The organism is Rufibacter aurantiacus (assembly GCF_017916345.1).
Lineage (GTDB): Bacteria > Bacteroidota > Bacteroidia > Cytophagales > Hymenobacteraceae > Nibribacter > Nibribacter roseolus.
The window spans coordinates 349,497-367,685 of record NZ_JAFMSV010000004.1; the positions used below are offsets into that span (position 1 = coordinate 349,497).

General features: G+C 53.0%; 19 protein-coding genes. 14 read left to right on the forward strand and 5 right to left on the reverse strand.

Annotated features, from left to right (window positions below; translation table 11 throughout):
• Positions 1-33 precede the first annotated feature (33 nt).
• Positions 34-1,101 carry a class II fructose-bisphosphate aldolase gene (fbaA, locus tag J3P34_RS16270; protein WP_210462354.1) on the forward strand — a complete coding sequence of 356 codons (1,068 nt, stop codon included), beginning with the start codon at positions 34-36 and terminating at the stop codon, positions 1,099-1,101.
• Between the two features lie 1,140 nt (positions 1,102-2,241).
• Here the strand turns inward: fbaA and J3P34_RS16275 are convergent.
• From J3P34_RS16275 to J3P34_RS16285, 3 genes are all read right to left on the reverse strand, one after another.
• Positions 2,242-3,030 carry a TPM domain-containing protein gene (locus J3P34_RS16275; protein WP_210489699.1) on the reverse strand — a complete coding sequence of 263 codons (789 nt, stop codon included), beginning with the start codon at positions 3,028-3,030 and terminating at the stop codon, positions 2,242-2,244.
• Complete coding sequence (locus J3P34_RS16280; protein WP_210489700.1) at positions 3,031-3,492, reverse strand: TPM domain-containing protein; 462 nt, start codon at positions 3,490-3,492, stop codon at positions 3,031-3,033.
• Between the two features lie 120 nt (positions 3,493-3,612).
• The gene (locus tag J3P34_RS16285; protein ID WP_210489701.1) at positions 3,613-4,191 is read right to left on the reverse strand and encodes a LemA family protein; all 579 of its coding nucleotides are present in this window, start codon (positions 4,189-4,191) and stop codon (positions 3,613-3,615) included.
• A 319-nt stretch (positions 4,192-4,510) separates the two neighbouring features.
• Between J3P34_RS16285 and J3P34_RS16290 the strand changes: the two genes are divergently transcribed.
• The 7 genes from J3P34_RS16290 (at position 4,511) to J3P34_RS16320 (ending at position 9,560) form a co-directional block, all read left to right on the forward strand.
• The gene (locus J3P34_RS16290) at positions 4,511-5,509 is read left to right on the forward strand and encodes a sugar phosphate nucleotidyltransferase (RefSeq protein ID WP_210462373.1); all 999 of its coding nucleotides are present in this window, start codon (positions 4,511-4,513) and stop codon (positions 5,507-5,509) included.
• A 72-nt stretch (positions 5,510-5,581) separates the two neighbouring features.
• A complete protein-coding gene (locus J3P34_RS16295) occupies positions 5,582-6,775 on the forward strand; it encodes a hypothetical protein (RefSeq protein ID WP_210489702.1) in 1,194 nt (397 codons plus the stop codon).
• Positions 6,776-6,792: 17 nt separating this feature from the next.
• Entirely contained in the window at positions 6,793-7,740 is a 948-nt protein-coding gene (locus J3P34_RS16300; protein WP_210489704.1) for an NAD(P)H-dependent flavin oxidoreductase, read from the forward strand.
• 159 nt (positions 7,741-7,899) lie between these two features.
• On the forward strand, positions 7,900-8,277 hold the full coding sequence (locus tag J3P34_RS16305) for a hypothetical protein (protein ID WP_210489705.1): 378 nt from the start codon (positions 7,900-7,902) through the stop codon (positions 8,275-8,277).
• Between the two features lie 140 nt (positions 8,278-8,417).
• On the forward strand, positions 8,418-8,660 hold the full coding sequence (locus J3P34_RS16310; RefSeq protein WP_210489706.1) for a DUF433 domain-containing protein: 243 nt from the start codon (positions 8,418-8,420) through the stop codon (positions 8,658-8,660).
• Positions 8,644-8,967 (forward strand): DUF5615 family PIN-like protein, encoded by a 324-nt coding sequence (locus J3P34_RS16315; RefSeq protein WP_210489707.1) that lies wholly within the window; start codon positions 8,644-8,646, stop codon positions 8,965-8,967. Before J3P34_RS16310 ends, J3P34_RS16315 begins: the two co-directional genes overlap by 17 nt.
• A gap of 2 nt (positions 8,968-8,969) precedes the next feature.
• Entirely contained in the window at positions 8,970-9,560 is a 591-nt protein-coding gene (locus J3P34_RS16320; protein WP_210489708.1) for a Crp/Fnr family transcriptional regulator, read from the forward strand.
• Here the strand turns inward: J3P34_RS16320 and J3P34_RS16325 are convergent.
• Positions 9,557-9,739, reverse strand: a complete 183-nt coding sequence (locus tag J3P34_RS16325) for a hypothetical protein (RefSeq protein ID WP_210489709.1) — start codon at positions 9,737-9,739, stop codon at positions 9,557-9,559. The genes J3P34_RS16320 and J3P34_RS16325 overlap by 4 nt on opposite strands.
• Here J3P34_RS16325 and ygiD point away from each other — a divergent pair.
• The 4 genes from ygiD (at position 9,738) to trxA (ending at position 12,866) form a co-directional block, all read left to right on the forward strand.
• Positions 9,738-10,568: a 4,5-DOPA-extradiol-dioxygenase gene (gene ygiD, locus J3P34_RS16330; protein WP_210489710.1), complete on the forward strand. Its 831-nt coding sequence runs from the start codon at positions 9,738-9,740 to the stop codon at positions 10,566-10,568. The genes J3P34_RS16325 and ygiD overlap by 2 nt on opposite strands.
• Before the next feature lie 236 nt (positions 10,569-10,804).
• A complete protein-coding gene (locus tag J3P34_RS16335; protein ID WP_210489711.1) occupies positions 10,805-11,572 on the forward strand; it encodes a DoxX family membrane protein in 768 nt (255 codons plus the stop codon).
• 87 nt (positions 11,573-11,659) lie between these two features.
• Positions 11,660-12,469 (forward strand): AraC family transcriptional regulator, encoded by an 810-nt coding sequence (locus J3P34_RS16340; protein ID WP_210489712.1) that lies wholly within the window; start codon positions 11,660-11,662, stop codon positions 12,467-12,469.
• A gap of 76 nt (positions 12,470-12,545) precedes the next feature.
• Complete coding sequence (gene trxA, locus J3P34_RS16345; RefSeq protein ID WP_210489714.1) at positions 12,546-12,866, forward strand: thioredoxin; 321 nt, start codon at positions 12,546-12,548, stop codon at positions 12,864-12,866.
• A gap of 265 nt (positions 12,867-13,131) precedes the next feature.
• Here the strand turns inward: trxA and htpG are convergent, their stop codons facing one another.
• Positions 13,132-14,958 (reverse strand): molecular chaperone HtpG, encoded by a 1,827-nt coding sequence (htpG, locus tag J3P34_RS16350; RefSeq protein ID WP_210489715.1) that lies wholly within the window; start codon positions 14,956-14,958, stop codon positions 13,132-13,134.
• Positions 14,959-15,343: 385 nt separating this feature from the next.
• Here htpG and J3P34_RS16355 point away from each other — a divergent pair, with 385 nt between their 5' ends.
• The gene (locus J3P34_RS16355) at positions 15,344-15,643 is read left to right on the forward strand and encodes a hypothetical protein (RefSeq protein ID WP_210489716.1); all 300 of its coding nucleotides are present in this window, start codon (positions 15,344-15,346) and stop codon (positions 15,641-15,643) included.
• Positions 15,644-15,808: 165 nt separating this feature from the next.
• Positions 15,809-18,187, forward strand: a complete 2,379-nt coding sequence (locus tag J3P34_RS16360) for a TonB-dependent receptor (protein WP_345890383.1) — start codon at positions 15,809-15,811, stop codon at positions 18,185-18,187.
• Positions 18,188-18,189: the final 2 nt, after the last annotated feature.

Below are 18,189 nucleotides of genomic sequence, written 5' to 3' on the forward strand. Positions count from 1 at the left end.
TAGTTTTGCTAGTAGACCAAAACTAGCAAATCCATGCCTAAATTTAGATCTGGGGTTCTGTACGGAGACGAGGTGCAGGACTTATTCAAGTACGCCAACGACAATAACTTCGCGCTTCCCGCTGTAAACGTAATTGGTACCAACTCCATCAACGCGGTGTTGGAAACGGCCAAAGCGGTGAATTCTCCCGTTATCATTCAGTTCTCCCAAGGCGGCGCCCAATTCTATGCCGGCAAAAGCCTGAGCAACGAAGGGCAGGCAGCCTCCATTGCCGGTGCTATCTCCGGTGCCCACCACGTACATCAACTGGCCGAGGCTTACGGTGTAACTGTAGTTCTCCACACTGACCACGCCGCTAAAAAACTGTTGCCTTGGATTGATGGTCTGCTAGATGCCGGCGAGAAATTCTACGCCCAGCATGGCAAGCCTTTGTTCAGCTCCCACATGCTGGACCTTTCTGAGGAGCCTCTGGAAGAAAACATTGAGATCTCTGCCAAATACTTTGAGCGCATGTCTAAGATGGGCATGACCATTGAGATTGAATTAGGCGTAACCGGTGGCGAAGAAGACGGCGTTGACAACTCAGACGTAGACAGCGCGCACTTATACACCCAGCCAGAGCACGTAGCTTATGCTTACGAAGAACTGGGCAAAATCAGTAACCGTTTCACTGTGGCAGCCGCTTTCGGGAACGTGCACGGTGTGTACAAACCAGGCAACGTAGAGCTCCGCCCCGAGATCCTGAAGAACTCCCAGGATTTCATCCAGCAGAAATACGGCACCCAGGCCAACCCTGTAAACTTCGTATTCCACGGCGGTTCCGGCTCTGAGAAAGAGAAAATCACCGAAGCCATTGAGTACGGCGCTATCAAAATGAACATTGACACTGACATGCAGTGGGCATTCTGGGACGGCATCAAAAATTACTACGAAGGAAAAAGAGACTATCTGCAAGCCCAGATCGGTAACCCAACCGGCGAAGACAGCCCTAACAAAAAGTACTACGACCCCCGCGTATGGTTACGCGCCGGCGAAGAAACCTTTGTGGCCCGCCTGAAAGAAGCCTTCCAAGACCTGAACTGCATCAACCGTAACGCATAGTTTAATGTGCTAATTTTTTAATGTGCTGATGTGCTATTTCTAAGACAGCAGCGCTGGTAGAAAGCCGATCCTTTAGGATCGGCTTTCTTGTTTTATAAGGGTTTGGAAGTGAAATCAGCCTATTTTGGAAGAGAATTCTAGAATACGTCAAGTAGCGTTCGGACGGCAGTTTTGGTTGTTGGTGATAACACCAACAACGGCGGGGAGTGTTGCTAGGAGAACGGGAAGGATTATGTAGGGGCACCTCTTGTGGGTGCCCTTTCCGGTAGCTACAGGTTATTTCCAGTAGCTGCTGTCTATTGCGAAGGACGCGTCAGAGACAAGGCATGCCTTGTCTCTACATTCTACAAACGAGGAGAACAAGGCAAACACGCCAACGCTCCACCCGTCCGCTAGGACGATGCAGGCATTGCAGCGGCTCTAAAGCCAGGGCCGGACCATGCAGAGAGGCGGAGGTTGGGCGCATGCGTAACCCAACCTCCGACGACCGCAGGCAGTGGCTTCTCAAATTGCAGTGGCGTAAGTTCACTATGCAACAGAGTACGGCAGCGGGGTGTTACAGAAAGTGAAGAAAAGACTGTTTGAGCGTCAGCGAGTTTCTTTTCTTCTTGATTCTTTTGGTTACTTTTCTCATCAAGGAGAAAAGTGACAAACGCCCGCAGAACGCGACTGCAGCAATGAGACTTGGTAAGAAGGAAGTGGGAGGTAACTGCGGTAAGTGAATAGAAGTTATTTGAGGTCGTTGGAGAAAACACCAACAGGGCGATATACTACCAACTGGAACCGCTTCCAATTCGCCAATCAGGAGATTGGCTGTCCGGGAAGTGCGGAAAGCGCTGCCGCTAACTCTCCGCACAACGCAAGCGAAATACGAGTTTGAGGCTCGCGCCTCACTGCAGTTGCAAACTGCAGGCCATGGTAGGTCCAAGTTGAAAACTTGAGCCAGAGATAAAAATTAGAAAAGTCAGCATTCACATTCTCTTCCATTTTCAAAGGGAAAATCCGCGTTCATTCAAGTCTACTGACAGGCAAGAATTACTAAATAAACAAGAAAGCGCTTTGGGGCCATTTTCTAAAAAACAGCCCCAAAGCGCCTTACTCTTATATCCTTTTTCCGCTAAAGCAGAAAACAAACTATTTCTACCAGCTTGAGCCGGCGCCACCGCCGCCGAAGCTACCTCCTCCGAAGCCGCCGAAACCACCGCCTCCTCCACCTCCAAAGCCGCCACCGCCGCCTCCGAAGATGCCGCGTCCGCCGGAGAAGTCCCCGAAGATCACAGGTGGGAAGAATGGTCCGCCCAGGGTGCGCATGCCGCCGCCCCGACCACCTCGTCCGCCGCCACGACGGCTGATGATGAAGATAAGGATCAGGATACCAATGATGATCCAGAGAAAAGGAATACCTCCGCCTTCGTCGCCTTGTTGTTGCCGGGGATCTGCTTTGTATTCGCCGCTGGCCACGTCAATGATGAAGCTGGTGCCTTTGTCCAAGCCGGCGTAGTAATTGCCCTGCTGGTACTCTGGTTTGATGGTGTACTCGGTGATGCGTTTGGCAATGGCATCAGGCACTACGCCTTCCATTCCGTAACCGGTAGCTATGAACACCCGGCGCTCATTGACGGCGGTGAGAATAAGAATACCGTTGTTTTTGCCCTGCTGACCAATGCCCCACTGTTCGGCTAGTTTAAAGGCGTAGTCAGAAATGTCATACCCGCCAATAGAGGTGATGTTAACAATGGCAATCTGGGTGGAGGTGCTGTCATTGTAGTTGACCAGCTTCTGCTCCAGGGCCTGCTCCTCCTGCGGGCTCAGGATATCGGCCAGGTCATTGACCAGGCGCGGCGGAGAAGGGCGGGGCGGAAAATCCTGCGCCAGTACCGGCCATGCCAACAGCCACAAAATCCCCAGAAGCCTGATTGATTTTCTCATTTATTTTTGATTCTCGTCCAGGTTTTTACCAAAGGAGATATCGTCAGACAGCTCGTTGATATCTTTATGGTCTCCGGCGTAAGGGAAATAACTTTTGAGTTGCTCGCCCGCCATGGTAATGCCTTTCCGGAGGCCATCGGCGTACTTGCCCTCTTTGAAATCGGCGATGACGATTTTGTTGATCTCTACCCAGAAATCTTTAGGAACAACGGCATTGATCCCGGCGTCGCCCAGCACAGCAAACTTGTGGCTTTTCATGGCCACGTAGAACAGCACGCCGTTGCGCAGCTTGGTCTGGTGCATGTGCAGATAGGCAAACACCTGGGTGGCCCGGTCCAGCACTTCGCCTTCGCAGGTGCCTTCAATGTGCACCCGCACCTCGCCGGAGGTGTTGCGTTCAGCTTCCTGAATGGCCTGCACTATGATGGCCTCATCTGCTTCGGTAATGATGTCGCGGGGCATGGTGTGGAGAGTTCTGAGTCTTGAGTGATAAGTCCTGAGTCAATGGCAGTTTCTGTTTGGAGGCCGCTTTTGTGAAAACAGCCTCTAAACAGAAGTTGAAGTCTTGCTACCTGATACTGCTTAGAATTGTACCGTTGGGGCTTTCTGGGCACCGGCCTCGGCCTCAAAGTAGCCTTTCTTCTCAAACCCGAACCAGCCGGCGAAGAAGTTGCGCGGGAAAGCCCTGATGTACGTGTTGTAGTCCTGCACCGAGCCGTTGAATTTCTGCCGCTCCACGGAGATGCGGTTCTCAGTGCCTTCCAGCTGGGCCTGTAGCTCCAGGAAGTTCTGGTTCGCTTTCAGGTCAGGGTAGGCCTCGGCGGTAGCCATCAGGCGGGAGAGCGAGCCGCTCAGCTGGCTTTGCGCCGCCTGGAATTTCTGCAAGTTCTCGGGGGTCAGGTCATCGGCGTTGAGCTGGATGCTGGTTGCCTTGGCGCGGGCCTCTATTACTTGGGTCAGCGTTTCTTTTTCAAAGTTGGCAGCACCCTTCACGGTGTTCACCAGGTTAGGCACCAGGTCGGCGCGGCGCTGGTAGGAGTTCTGCACCTGGGCCCACTGGCTGGAGACAGCCTCGTCTTTCTGCACCATTTCATTGTATCCGCAGGAGCTCTGCGAGGCCAGAATCACGAAACCCACAAGGTAAAGCAATAGTTTTTTCATAGTTGAAGGTAGTTTATTCAGAATGGTGGTAATTACTTGCGTATTAATAGCCGTTGGCACCCTCTATACGCAACCGCGACAGAAATGTGCGTTTTTGCCCCGTTTTCCTGTAAACAGCCGGTAAACGGGAGCCTAGGCAACGTGTTAGAAGCGCCTGAAGAACAGACGACTAAAGATAAGGAGGTTCGGCTTAAATATTCAAAAAGCGCTATTTAAATTTCCTATCCGCCAGATTTTCTGATTTTCTCCTGCTGGGCGGGTGTGCAGGAAAACCACAAGAATTCCGTAGCTTGTGGTGAAAAGCCTTCTAGAAAGTAGTATGAAAGCAGTAATTCCGGTGGCTGGCATGGGCGCCCGCTTGCGGCCCCACACCCACACCCAACCCAAGGCCTTGGTTCCCATTGCCGGCAAAGCCATTCTGGGCCATATCATTGAGCGGCTGCAGGCGGCGGGAATCACGCAGTTTGTGCTGGTGGTGGGTTACCTGGGCGAGAAGATTATGCACTACGTGCAACGCAAGTACCCGCATATTGAAGCCGAGTTTGTGGTGCAACAGCCGCGCGAAGGCCTGGGTCACGCCCTCTGGTCGGCGCGGGAAACCTTCCGGAACGAGGAATCGGTCCTGATCCAGCTGGGTGATACCATTGTGGACGCAGACATGCAGCAATTTCTGGCGGCAGAGCACACCATTCTGGCGGTGAAATCGGTGAAAAACCCCACCATGTTCGGGATCGCGGAGATGGGCGGCGAAGGCTTTATCACCAAAGTGATTGAGAAACCCAAGATTCCCAAGTCAAACTCGGCGCTGGTGGGCCTGTACAAGATCGCACACCCGGCCAAACTGGTGGAGGCCCTGGAACATATTGTGGTCAATGACATCCGCACGCAGAGCGAGCACCACCTCACCGATGCGCTCATGCACATGATCCAGCACGGCGAAAAGATGGTCTCCTACACCGTAGACCAGTGGTTTGACTGCGGCCGTAAAGACACGCTGCTTCAGGCCAACGCCACGCTCCTGAACCGCCCCGAGTTCAAACGCGCCGAGTACCCCGAGTTCCCCAATACCATCATCATTCCGCCGGTGAGCATTGGCAAAGGCGTGCAGATCTCCAATTCCATTGTGGGGCCCAACGTGGCCATAGGCGAGAGCGCCATCCTCAACTACACCATCGTGCGCAACTCCATCATTGGCGGCTACGCCGAACTGGGGTACGCCGTGCTGGAAGATTCCCTGGTGGGCTCAGACTCCGCGCTCAAAGGCCTCAGCCAGCGCCTGAACATCGGAGACAGCACCGAGATTGATTTCAGCCATTAAAAAGCATAACAAATAGAAAGACTTCAAGCCCAAACAAACATCATTTCACGCAAGTGAACAAGACCTGCTTAGATGAGTAACACTACCCAAACCCGCCCTTCTAAAGAATACCGTCTTAGCGCCGCTTGGCGCATCTTCCTTTCTGTAGTATGTGTCCTCATGTTGGGGGGCTCCATTTTCATATGTGTACTTCCTTTCATAGATGAGACAATGCAGCCCAGCGCGGCTTATTTCCTGGTACCGGTAGGAATTGGCTTTGCCGTGTTCATGCTGTACGCTTTGCTAGAGTCAGTGAAAGGAAAGGTAATCTTAGGGCAGGGACGCATCATCCAAATAGAGGCTTTGGGCAAAAAAGAACTGCTGGCCGAGGACATAAAAGGGTACACCGCTGATGACACCTACATTAGGGTTTTTCCTAAAGACCCTAAAGGCCCCAAGCTCAAGATTTCACAATATATAGCAGACAATCAGGAGATTTTGCAATGGGTGGCTTTTCACGGGCCTAATTTAGACCTTGTCACCTTTCAGGAAGAGGAAAAGCAGCTCCTCTCAGACCAGACTCTGGGGCTTACGGAGCAAGAGCGGGAAGCAACTCTGACCCAGGCCCGCAAAGTAGCTTTCTGGCTCAACGGCATTGGCTATGCCATCATGGCCTGGCTTGTTTTCTATCCGGAGCCTTATAGATGGGCTGTGTTAGCTGGTGCCGTGTACCCATTGGTTCTAACATTGGTTAGCTTCAAGTATAAAGGCATTTTCAGGCTGAATACCAAAAACAACAGTGCCCATCCGTCTATCACCCCAGGGCTTCTGGCTGCCGGAATAGGAATAGCCCTGAGAGCACTCATGGATGTAGAATTACTGCGTTTTGCAGACATTTTGCCCTGGGTAGCAGGTGTTGCTGCGTTTACCTTTGCTTTTCTCCTTTCCACCACAAATGAGTTCAAATACACAAAGCTGAAGGACGCCACCATTGCGGCACTTATTTTCCTTTTGTTGTCCTTCTATGGTTACGGTGTAAGTGTGGAGGCAAACTTCCTGCTGGACAACTCCGCGCCCCAGGAGTTTGAAGCCCAGGTTACTGACAAGCACATCTCCAACGGCAAAACCACCACATACTACCTGACGCTTGCTCCCTGGGGCCCCAGGAAAGAGGCCGAAGACATCACCGTCACGGAGGAATATTATGAGCAAATACCCGCGGGAGAAACCATTCCGGTGTTGCTGTACTCCGGGGCTTTGGATGTCCCGTATCTGGTAGTAGAATAGATTTCTTTTAACCACACATGCAAAACAGAATTACCCAACTCTTCAATATCCAATACCCCATTATTCAGGCCGGAATGATCTGGTGCAGCGGCTGGAAACTGGCCTCGGCGGTGAGCAATGCCGGTGGGCTGGGCCTCATTGGCGCCGGCTCCATGTACCCCGATGTCCTGCGCGAGCACATCCAGAAATGCAAAAAGGCCACTGATAAACCTTTCGGGGTGAACGTGCCGCTGCTATACCCAGACCTGGACGAACACTTCAGAATCATCATGGAAGAGAAAGTGCCCGTGGTGGTGACCTCGGCAGGGAATCCTAAGACCTGGACCAAAAAGCTGCAGGACAACGGCGCCAAGGTGATACATGTGGTGAGTAACGTGAAGTTTGCCCGCAAATGCGAAGAAGCCGGGGTAGATGCCATCGTGGCCGAGGGGTTTGAAGCCGGAGGGCACAACGGCCGTGAGGAAACCACCACCTTCTGCCTTATTCCGCTGGTACGCCAGGCTGTGAGTCTGCCTTTGATTGCCGCCGGCGGCGTGGCGAACGGAGCCGGAATCTTCGGGGCTCTGGCCCTGGGTGCAGATGGCGTGCAGGTGGGCAGTCGCTTTGTGGCCAGTGTGGAATCCAGCGCCCACCAGAGTTTCAAAGACCGTGTGGTAGCGGCCCAAGAAGGCGACACGGAGCTTTCCCTAAAACAACTCACACCGGTGCGCCTGCTCAAAAACAAATTCTACCACGATGTGAAAGCCGCTGAACTCCGGGGTGCCAGCAACCTGGAACTGGCTCAGCTGCTGGGCTCGCGCAGGGCCAAACGCGGCATGTACGAGGGTGACCTGGAAGAAGGCGAACTGGAGATTGGCCAGGCGGCCGCCATTGTCCAGAAGATTCAACCGGCCGGAGAGATCCTACATGAGATGTGGCAGGAGTTTCTGGAGGCCCGGGCAAAGTTCTGCGGGGCCTGGTCTTAGGATAGGGGAAAGGCCGTGGCTCGCTGTCATTATGTAAAGAACGTATACCGTTCCGCTTAATCACCGAAGTTGCCCATGTTTCTCTTCCGTGCCTTCCATAGATCAACCTGGTATCTTTTGCCCTTGGTTTTGCTTCTCTTTTCCTGCGCAGAAAAAGAGTTGGAAGAAGAGGACCTGGACTTCCCACAAAAGTTTATAGGCACCTACAAAGGCACAGCCCAAGAGAACTACCTGGACACAAAAAGCGGCACCCAGATAGACACGGCGTATACCAATGTACTGGTAACCATAGGCAGAAACCCCGAGGAAGACAGCCAGGTGTATGTGACGGTAGAGCTGCCCACCGGCCGCATCCAGAACTACATAAAAGTTGATGTGATAGGCAGCCAATTGTCTTACCTCATGTCGGGAAAGGGTTGCGGGTGCACCTCCAGCCTGGAAGCCACCTTACAGGGATCAGTGCTGACCATGTCGCTCTACGAGCATAATTCCATCCTAGCCGACTCACGCATGGAGTTGCGGGTGACAAAACAGTAAACTCGGCTAGGACCTTCTCTCTGCCACCATGGCTTATATGAATACTGTGGAAGCTGCAGCAGGATTTTAATAGGCAAGGGATTGATTTTGTAGGTAGTGGTAGTCAATGCCTCTTTTTCGCATTATGCGTATATTTGGATATGGCAGCCATCAAAGACTTTATCACCATTGACCAGGATATTCTATCAGGGCAACCCGTTTTCAAAGGAACCAGGGTTCCTATTGAGGCCCTGTTCTCTCACCTGGAAAAGGGAATATCGCTGTATGAGTTTCTGGAGGATTTCCCTACGGTACACAGGGAACATGCGGTGGGCGTTTTAGGAATCGCGGAAAAATTGATGACGTCAAAAAATATTGAGCAGCTCTATGAAACTGCTGCTTGATGAGAACTTACCTAAACGGCTCAAAGCCCACTTTGCAGAACATGAAATCTATACCGTTCGTGACAAAGGCTGGAAGGGGAAGAAGAACGGGGAACTAATGCAGTTGCTCATTTCAGAAGACTTTGACGCCCTGCTTACTTTTGATAAGAACCTCCTGTTTCAGCAGAACTTCAAGAAGTACGCTCTCCCAGTCCTTGTATTGGCCGCCCCAGACAATACTTATGTGACGTTGAGCACGATGGTTGCCGCTATCGAAGAGGTTTTAGCTCATCCTTTGAATCCTGGCCCAACTGTTATTTCTATTTGATTTTGCCCCAGGACCTCCTTACAGCCGCCCTAGCCCAGCATGTTTCCCTTTCCCCGGAACAGGAAGCGGCGTTCATGGCCATCTGTGAATTGCGTGAGGCGAAGAAAAAGGAATTCCTGCTGCGCACCGGTGAGCAGAACCATTACCTGTACTTTGTGCTGAGTGGCTGCCTGCGCTCTTTCATCATTGACCAGGCGGGCAAGGAAGTGAACCTGGAGTTTGCCGTGGAGCGGTACTGGATCAGTGACATCGCCTTCAATAAACCGGCTTTACTTTCTATCCAGGCGCTGGAGCCCACGCAGTACGCCCAGATCAGCAGCACTGCTTTTGAGGAACTCACGCAGCAACAACCTGTTTTTAACCTGTTTTACAGAAAACTGCTCCAAAACGGCTACTTCGCCTTCAAGAAACGGATGCTCTCTGGCATGACCCAAACCGCCGCCGAGAACTACCGCGATTTTCTGCTCAAGTTCCCCACCCTTAGCCAGCGCATTCCGCAGTACCACATCGCCTCGTACCTGGGCATCACGCCCGAGTTCTTCAGCTCCATCAAATCCGAAGGGTTGGACCTCTACCACCAGGCGATTTCTTAAACTACCTTATTCTTTTCATGCCCTGGCCTCCTGATCTTTGTATAGTGAACCTGAGGCAGGAGAGACACTGTTTTACAGATGACTCCATCCTCTGGCTCAAACCCTTTTTCACGCTTAAAAGCAACATCCGTGGAAAGAAGAAGCTTTATAAAATCAGTTGCAGGAGGAGCAATAGCCATGACAACTTTAAGTGCTTTCAGAAAATTCACCGAGGATTTAACCCCTCAGGACTATACCATGCCGGTGCTCTTTATTGGGCACGGCTCGCCGATGAACGGCATCGAGGACAACGAATTCAGTCAGCGTTGGAAAAAGATGGCGCAGGAAATTCCGGTACCCAAGGCGGTGCTGGTGGTATCGGCGCACTGGTTTACCAAGGGCACCAGGATCACGGCCATGGACTTCCCGCAGACCATCCATGATTTCGGGGGCTTCCCCAGAGAGCTGTTCGCGGTGCAGTATCCCTCACCCGGCGATGCGGACCTGGCTAAGGAAGCCGCTGCGCTCATCACCACCACGCAGGTGGAACTGGACCACGACTGGGGCCTGGACCACGGTACCTGGACCATCATCCGGCACATGTACCCCGAGGCCAACGTGCCCGTGCTGCAGCTCAGCATTGACTACACCAAAGGCCCGCAGTACCACTATGACCTGGCCAGGGAACTGACCAAATTGCGCAAGAAAGGCGTGCTCATTGTGGGCAGCGGCAACATGGTGCACAATCTGCGCATGATGGACTGGAGCATGATCAACGGCGGCGGTTATGACTGGACCCAGACCATCAACGAGAAGTTCAAGGATCTTATCTCTACCCGCGATCACCAGCCGCTCATCAACTACCAGACCTTGGGCAAGGAAGCGCTTCTGGCCATCCCGACGGTGGAACATTACCTGCCGCTGATGTACACGCTTGGCTTGCAGGGCAAAGAGGAGGAGGCCACTTTCTTCAACGACAAAATGGTGGGCGGTTCCCTGACCATGACCTCGGTGAAAATAGGCGCCTAAGCGCCCTATCCTTGACTTAACCTTTGCCTGAGGCCAAGAACCTGCGTTTTTGGCCTCTTTTGTTAAAAACGGCCCATAAACGCCCAACCCGGGGGAAGTGAAAACCCGGGTTGGTCTAAGTGTTGAGGCGGTTGGTCTAAAAGATTTTCACAGTTCTTACCGGCTTCTTTACTTGTAGTCGTTTCGGGGCCGTTTTCCGGAAAACAGCCCCGAAACGTAAATCAAACTACAAAGCCATGCTCAAGAACAAAGACTTTTTGGTGCTGCTCATCCGCCTGTTTCTGGGCTACGTGTTTTTCTCGGCGGGCATCTGCAAACTCACGCACGGGCATTTTGGGCAGTTGATTGGGCCGCCGTGGCTGGAGGAATCCCTGGCGAAGTACGGTCTGGGTTTGTTTGCGCAGGTGGTAGCGTGCTGCCAGGTGGTATGCGGGGCTTTGCTGCTGAGCCAGCGGTTCAGCACGCTGGGTGCCGTGATGCTGGTGCCCATGAACATTTCCATTTTGGCCGTCACTATTTCTCAGAACTGGGCTGGTACGCCTTACGTGAACGCCGTTTTCCTGCTCCTCAACCTCTTGCTGTTGTTTTATGAGTACCAGCGGTTCCTGTTTCTGTTTTCAGTAGAGGCGACAGCCGCGGCAACTCCGTCAAGAATAGAAACGCTCCGACACGGGCGCCTGCCCTGGATTATTTTGGGCGCCGCTTTGTTGACCATGGCACTGGCGCCTTTCCAATACCAACTCACCAATTTCGCCGGATTACTGACCTTCGGGCTGGCGGGGGCCATCTTACTCACCTCGGCCATCCTCAGGAAGCTGGAGAAGGTGCTGGTGGCGCAGGCCATTGCCAATATGTGGCTGATGACGCTGGGCTTTGTGTCACCCTTTGTTCCGACGTTGGTGGCTGTTAATTCCGGGTTGATTCTCTTGGTATTGCTGGTGTATCTCTGGCGGAACAGGAGGAAAACAGAGCGGGCGCCCCAACTTGCCTCTGTGGTGGCGTAGCAGGTAAAATGGTCTGGATTCTTTACTTTAGCGGAGCAGAATTCCTCTGTGCGAGGTTCTGGTGACAAGCGAAAGTCTTTCTCCTCTATGGCGCACACCACTTCCTACCGGCAGATTCCACCGCCGCCGCACCTGGCGGAGTACGTGCGTTATTTCTGGATTGCCGAGGGGCAGGACATCTCCGCGCCATATCACTTCAGCTCGGTGGCCAACGGCTGCGCGCAACTCACGTTCCACTACAAAGGAGCCTTCGTGGCGCCCGGCTCAGAACAGGCCATGCCTGAGTTCTATTTGCAGGGACCATCCAGCAAGCCTACTAAATTGGTGACAGAGGAGAGTTTCGGGATCTTGGGGGCGGCGCTGTACCCGTACACGGCTAGTCTGCTGTTCAAAACCCCGGGGAAGGAAGTAAGAGACCAGGTGAGGCCAGTACAGGAGGTATTCGGCAGCAGTTTGAGGCACCTGGAAGACCAGATCACCAACTCAGCTTCCACCGATGAACGCCTAGCGCTGCTGGTACACTTCCTTACGAAGCAACTACTGCAAGACAAAACCCCGGATGCTGCCCTCCAGCAGTTGATCAAAGCGGAGATTGACGCCGGGCAGCAACCCGATGTGGAAAAACTCTACGAACAGATGCACACCTCGCGGCGGCAGTTTGAGCGGCGGTTCAAAAATTTGCTGGGGTTCAGCCCGCGCGAGTATGCCAAAATCCAGCGGTTCCGGTACGCCCTGCAACAGTACCAGCAAGCTCCGGAGCAAAGCTTCACCCAACTGGCCCTCTCCAGCGGCTACTATGACCAGGCCCACTTCAACCGCGACTTCAAGGAATTATCGGGCGTGACGCCCCGCACCTTTTTCGCTGATGACCCGCAAGCCCCGGGCCTCCGCATCTAACCACAGAATGTCGTTCTGATACAATCCCGCATGCGCCGCTGCTGCTACTTTTGCTCTGTACTTAAACGAAAGCAAAATGGTAAAAGCAGTTCATTTCACAGACACCACCTTTGAGGAGGTGCTGCAATCAGACAAACCCGTGTTGGTTGACTTCTGGGCCGAGTGGTGCGGTCCTTGCCGGATGATCGGTCCGTTGGTAGAGGAACTGGCCCAGGAATACGAGGGTAAAGCCATCATCGGTAAGCTGGACGTGGACAGCAACCCCATCATCTCCGCTAAATACGGCATCAGAAGCATGCCCACCGTGTTGGTCATCAAGAACGGACAAGTGGTAGAGAAGCAAGTGGGCGCAGTGCCCAAGAAGGTGCTGGAGCAAAAACTGACTGCGCATTTGTAACAGACAAATATTAGGTGTATTGAATCGCGTTACATGGAATATCCAAATTAGTCACTTCTCTTCTTCCTATCATCAGTATATTCCTTTTTCTGTCATCCTGAAAGGATCTTGTGGGCGAACTAGAAAACATTTAATAGCTGCTACTCCCATTCGCCTACAAGATCCTTTCAGGATGACAGAAGAGGAAGGAAAGTGCACAAAAGCAAAGAGCCCGGAAACTTACGTTTCCGGGCTCTTTTAGTAAAAACCGCTTTGAAACGGCAGACTATTCTTTGTCAATCAGTTCCACGCTGCGTTTCACGAAGGCAGTCAAGGCAGCACCAGAAAGCATGTTCTGCGACAAAAGCGCCAAGTCATAGGCTTGTTTCGCTATCTTCTCGCCGCGCTCATCGTTGTGCTTCAAAATGCGGTGGTTGATCGGGTGGTTGGCGTTGATGGTCACGTTGTACATGTCTGGCAGGTTGCCCATCATCATCATGCCACCGCCGCCCATGCGGTTCATGTCTTTCATGCGGCGCATGAATTCTGGCAGGGTGATAATTACAGGGGAGTCATCGGTGCTCAGGGCTTCTACCGTTACTGTCATGTTCTGGTTAGAGATCGCTTTCTCGAAAAGCTCCTTTAAACGCTTGGTTTCGTCTTCAGACAGAATGCTCTCCGGCTTGGCATCGGTCTGGATGAGCTTGTCAATGGTGTCGGCGTCTACGCGTTTTAGGGTCGTTTTCTCTAGTTTCTGCTCTAACTGGCCAATGAAGTGCGGGTCAATCATGGAGTCCAGCTTCACCACATCGTAGTTGCGGGTTTGGGCGGTCTCAATGAAGGCGTGCTGCTTCTCGGCATCGGTGGTGTACAAGATCACCAGGTTTCCGTCTTTGTCGGTTTGGTTCGCTTGCACCAGGTTGCGGTACTCTTCCAGCGTGTAGAATTTCTCGTCGGTGCTTTGCAGCAGGGTGAAGTCTTTGGCTTTCTCGTAGAACTTGTCGTCTGAAAGCATGCCGTATTTCACGAACACCGCAATGTCGTTCCACTTCTCCTCGTAGGCGGTGCGGTCTTTCTTGTAGATCTCATTCAGCTTGTCGGCCACCTTACGGGTGATGTAGGTGTTGATCTTCTTCACGTTGGCATCGGCCTGCAGGAACGAGCGGCTTACGTTCAGCGGAATGTCCGGCGAGTCAATCACGCCGTGCAACAGCATCAAAAACTCCGGCACCACGTCTTTCACCTCATCAGTGATGAACACCTGGCGGCTGTAGAGCTGGATTTTGTTTTTCTGGAAATCGAACTCATTCTTCACTTTAGGGAAGTAAAGAATACCGGTGAGGTTAAACGGATAATCCACGTTGAGGTGAATCCAGAACAGTGGGTCCTCAGAGAACGGATACAGTTCTTTGTAGAAGTTCTTGTAGTCCTCATCCGTCAGTTCAGACGGAGACTTGGTCCAAATAGGGTTCGGGTTGTTGATGGTCTCGCCGTTGAACTCCACCGGAATAGGCAGGAACTTGCAGTATTTGTTCAGGATGGTTTGCAGGCGGGCTTCCTCCAGGAACTCCTCAGAATCCTCGGCGATGTTCAAGATCACATCCGTTCCGCGCTCGGTGCGGGTTCCGTTGGTGATAGAGAACTCCGTGGAACCGTCGCAGATCCAGTGAGCGGCCTCAGTGCCATCCTGGTGTGACAAGGTGTCAATTTCCACAGTACCGGCCACCATAAACGCCGAGTAGAACCCTAAACCGAACTGCCCGATGATCTGGCTTTTGTCAGCGTTAGAGTCTTTGTAGCGCTCCACAAACTCGGTGGCGCCAGAGAAAGCGATCTGGTTGATGTATTTCTTGATCTCCTCGGCGGTCATCCCAATCCCGTTGTCAGAGATGATGATCTGCTTTTTCTCTTTGTCTACCTTCACGGTGACCTTCAGCTCGCCCAGGTCACCTTTCAGCTCGCCAATGCTGGAGAGGCTTTTGGCTTTCTGGCTCGCATCCACGGCGTTGGACACCAACTCACGCAAGAAAATCTCGTGGTCTGAGTACAAGAACTTCTTGATGATGGGGAAAATGTTCTCGGTGTGAATCGAAATCGTGCCTTTTTCTTCCATTTCCTTATCTATGTAAATAATGATGTGTGTTGCAGTTTTGTGAAAGTGTCTTGGCAAAAGCTGTTCCAGTACCATTCAAAATGACAGGATGGCAGGATTTCAGGTGAAGCGTCTCGCCCAAATGCATCTTGCACGTTGCCGGTAGGTTGCAGATCGGAGGGCAATCCCTCTTCCTGTAAACGGCTCTTCCTGTTTTAGGGCCGATTTTTGAAAAACGGCCCTAAAATAAAAACGCCTTCCTGCAGGGAAGCACCTGTTCTTTTTGGGCTTGACCTTCGTATTACACCAATACCCGGCAGTTTCACTCTGAAATATGAATGCTGGTGCTATATTTGCGGATAACCTTCTAGTTGTGCGAAGTCTAAGGAATATAAGTGCTTACCTTTTGCTCCTGCTGTTTATGCGGGTGATGGTACCTGAAAAGGTACTGGTGGCACTGCACGCCCACGCCCACTCAGAAGATAAACCGCACGATGAGAACCGGCCCCATATTGACAAGAAGCACACGCACTGTCCAACGGCCGAGCTGTTCAACACCCCTTTTCAACCCTCAGAGACCATAGTGGAGCTTACCGCTCCTATTCCTTTGGTTGACAGTTACCAGGATGGCTACGCTTTCATCTGGAAGTTCAGCTATCCGCATACCGCCTCTCCGCGCGGCCCGCCTGTAGCCCAGCTCAGTTAATTCTTTTTCCTTCAAGACTGGGCAGGTACTCCCTTGCGGCTCCGTTTACAGGCTGTTTTTGTAAAAACAGGCCCTAAACTCAACCCTTGAAGGCGGTTTGGAGGACGCTCCTCCTTTTCCCATTTCTTTTTTCTTACTGAGTTGCGCAAATACTTAAAATATTTGGTGCTGCTACTACTGTGTATTGGCCTGGCTTCTGCCCGTGTCCTGGCACAGAATGGTCCTATACTTACCGGAACAGATGCTCCTGCCGATGCAGACTGCGGCATCACGCTTTCCGGCAAAGTCACCGACCATGAAGACCGCAGCCCTTTGATTGGTGCCACCGTGGTTTTGGAAGGAACCCCCTACACCAGCATCACCGATGCCAACGGCCATTACCATTTCCATGACCTTTGCCCCGGTACGTACCGGTTGGTGGTGTCTTACATTGGCTACAACCCAGAACGGCTGGAGAAGTCGGTTCGCTCCCCGGAGGTCATCAACTTCCGGCTGCATCCAGACGCGCTTCAACTGCACTCGGTGGAGGTCCGAATCGCCAAACAGCGTGAGCAAATTCCCCAGGCCACGGGTCATCTAAACGGACAGGAACTGCGGCAGACCCACGGCCAGTCGCTGGCCCAGTCGCTGGAAAGGATGACCGGCGTGACCAGCATCCAGACCGGACCCAGCATCGCCAAGCCAGTGATTCACGGCCTGCACAGCAGCCGCGTGCTGGTCATGAACAACGGCGTGCGCCACGAGGCCCAGCAATGGGGTTCTGAGCATGCGCCTGAGATTGACCCGTTTGTAGCCTCTGAACTGACGGTGGTGAAAGGTGCCGCCGGCGTACGCTACGGCGCCGATGCCATTGGCGGCGTGATTCTGGTGGAGCCTAAACCGTTGCGAGACTCTACTGGAACCAGTGCCGAGCTGAACCTGGTAGGCGTGAGCCATAACCGCCAGGGCGTGGTGTCGGGCATGGTGGAAAGCAATCCGGCGGGTATCCCGTCGCTGAGCTGGCGTCTGCAAGGCACGCTCAAGAAGGCTGGAAACAGCAGAACCCCCGACTATTACCTGGCCAACACCGGCTATCAGGAGCAGAACTTCTCTGCCGCCGCCGGTTGGACCCGCCAAAAATTCGGGGTAGATGCCTTTTTCAGCCGATTTGACACCAGGCTGGGCGTATTCTCGGCCTCGCACGTGGGCAACCTTACCGACATCCGCAACGCCCTGCAACGGGAACGTCCGGAGCCGGAGGCTGCTTTCACCTATGACATCGGGGTACCGTATCAGAACGTGACCCATGATCTGATGCGCCTGCACGGTTTCTACCGCACAGGTCCGGCCAGCCGCCTGCTCTTCACCTACGCCCGGCAATACAACCAGCGCGAGGAGTATGATGCCCACGGCGACCAAAGCACCCCTGGTTTACGGTTTGAGATCACCACCCACAGCAGCGAGGTCGTCTGGGAACATCCCTTGGTTTGGAATTTGAAAGGCAGCATCGGGGCCACGTACCAGTACCAGTTCAACCGCTACGAGGGTAGGTTCTTCGTGCCGTTCTTCCAAAGCCACACCGGTGGACTGTTCTGGATTGAGAACTGGGAGAAAGGTAAATGGCACGTGGAAGCAGGACTCCGGTACGATTACCGCTATCTGCAAGCCAAATTGTTCCGCAAAGACACACCGCAGAAAACCGGTCAGTCTGAGTTGGACAATGAACTGCTCACGCCTACGCACCGGTTCCAGAACCTGTCTGGTACGTTGGGCGCCATCTACCACTTCGGACCGCACCTTGATTTGAACCTGAATGCCTCCACGGCCTGGCGTTCGCCTACTACCAGTGAGCTGTACAGCAACGGCATTCACCACGGTACGGGTACCTACGAGTACGGCAACGCGAATCTGGGGGTGGAGCGGGCCTACAACTTCATGGCTACGTTGGCTTACGTGCAGAACAAGCGCCTGAACGGTGAGATCAGTGTGTACCACAACTTCATAGACAACTACATCTATCAGGAGCCGGATACGGTGCCTACGCTCACCATCCGAGGCGCTTTCCTGACGGCCCGGCAAAAACAAGCCGATGCTACCTTTACCGGCATGGATGTGAGTGCGTCTTATCAGTTGACGGACCATCTTCTGTTCGCCACCAAAGCCTCGCTGGTGCGGGCCTACAACCGTACCGCCGATGAGTACCTGATTTGGATTCCAACAGACCGCTATGAGAACAGCCTGCGCTATTCCGTAGAAAGATTGGGAACCCAGGGAGTATTTGCGCAAAACTTTCTTCAAATCAGCGGCCTGGCCGTGCCCCGGCAGCGTCATATCCCAGACAATTACCTGGCCCGGGATTACGCCATGCCACCTGCTGGCTATTTCCTGCTGAACGCCGAGGCCGGGACCACCCTGCAGTTAGGCAAACAGCAGATTGAGGTAGGCCTCATTGGCCGCAACCTCTTAAACACCGCCTACCGCGATTACCTGAACCGTTTCAGGTACTACGCCGATGAAATAGGCCGGTCCATTACCCTGCGGGTGAGTATCCCGCTGAATTTCTAAAT

Excerpts from the sequence above, each read along its gene's own strand:
- J3P34_RS16325 (WP_210489709.1), bottom strand. The coding sequence starts at position 9,739 with ATGGCTATTGCTCCTCCTGCAACTGATTTTATAAAGCTTCTTCTTTCC.
- J3P34_RS16290 (WP_210462373.1), top strand. The coding sequence starts at position 4,511 with ATGAAAGCAGTAATTCCGGTGGCTGGCATGGGCGCCCGCTTGCGGCCC.
- J3P34_RS16335 (WP_210489711.1), top strand. The coding sequence starts at position 10,805 with ATGCTCAAGAACAAAGACTTTTTGGTGCTGCTCATCCGCCTGTTTCTG.
- J3P34_RS16275 (WP_210489699.1), bottom strand. The coding sequence starts at position 3,030 with ATGAGAAAATCAATCAGGCTTCTGGGGATTTTGTGGCTGTTGGCATGG.
- J3P34_RS16340 (WP_210489712.1), top strand. The coding sequence starts at position 11,660 with ATGGCGCACACCACTTCCTACCGGCAGATTCCACCGCCGCCGCACCTG.
- J3P34_RS16310 (WP_210489706.1), top strand. The coding sequence starts at position 8,418 with ATGGCAGCCATCAAAGACTTTATCACCATTGACCAGGATATTCTATCA.
- J3P34_RS16280 (WP_210489700.1), bottom strand. The coding sequence starts at position 3,492 with ATGCCCCGCGACATCATTACCGAAGCAGATGAGGCCATCATAGTGCAG.
- ygiD (WP_210489710.1), top strand. The coding sequence starts at position 9,738 with ATGACAACTTTAAGTGCTTTCAGAAAATTCACCGAGGATTTAACCCCT.
- htpG (WP_210489715.1), bottom strand. The coding sequence starts at position 14,958 with ATGGAAGAAAAAGGCACGATTTCGATTCACACCGAGAACATTTTCCCC.
- trxA (WP_210489714.1), top strand. The coding sequence starts at position 12,546 with ATGGTAAAAGCAGTTCATTTCACAGACACCACCTTTGAGGAGGTGCTG.
- J3P34_RS16300 (WP_210489704.1), top strand. The coding sequence starts at position 6,793 with ATGCAAAACAGAATTACCCAACTCTTCAATATCCAATACCCCATTATT.
- J3P34_RS16315 (WP_210489707.1), top strand. The coding sequence starts at position 8,644 with ATGAAACTGCTGCTTGATGAGAACTTACCTAAACGGCTCAAAGCCCAC.
- J3P34_RS16285 (WP_210489701.1), bottom strand. The coding sequence starts at position 4,191 with ATGAAAAAACTATTGCTTTACCTTGTGGGTTTCGTGATTCTGGCCTCG.
- J3P34_RS16295 (WP_210489702.1), top strand. The coding sequence starts at position 5,582 with ATGAGTAACACTACCCAAACCCGCCCTTCTAAAGAATACCGTCTTAGC.
- fbaA (WP_210462354.1), top strand. The coding sequence starts at position 34 with ATGCCTAAATTTAGATCTGGGGTTCTGTACGGAGACGAGGTGCAGGAC.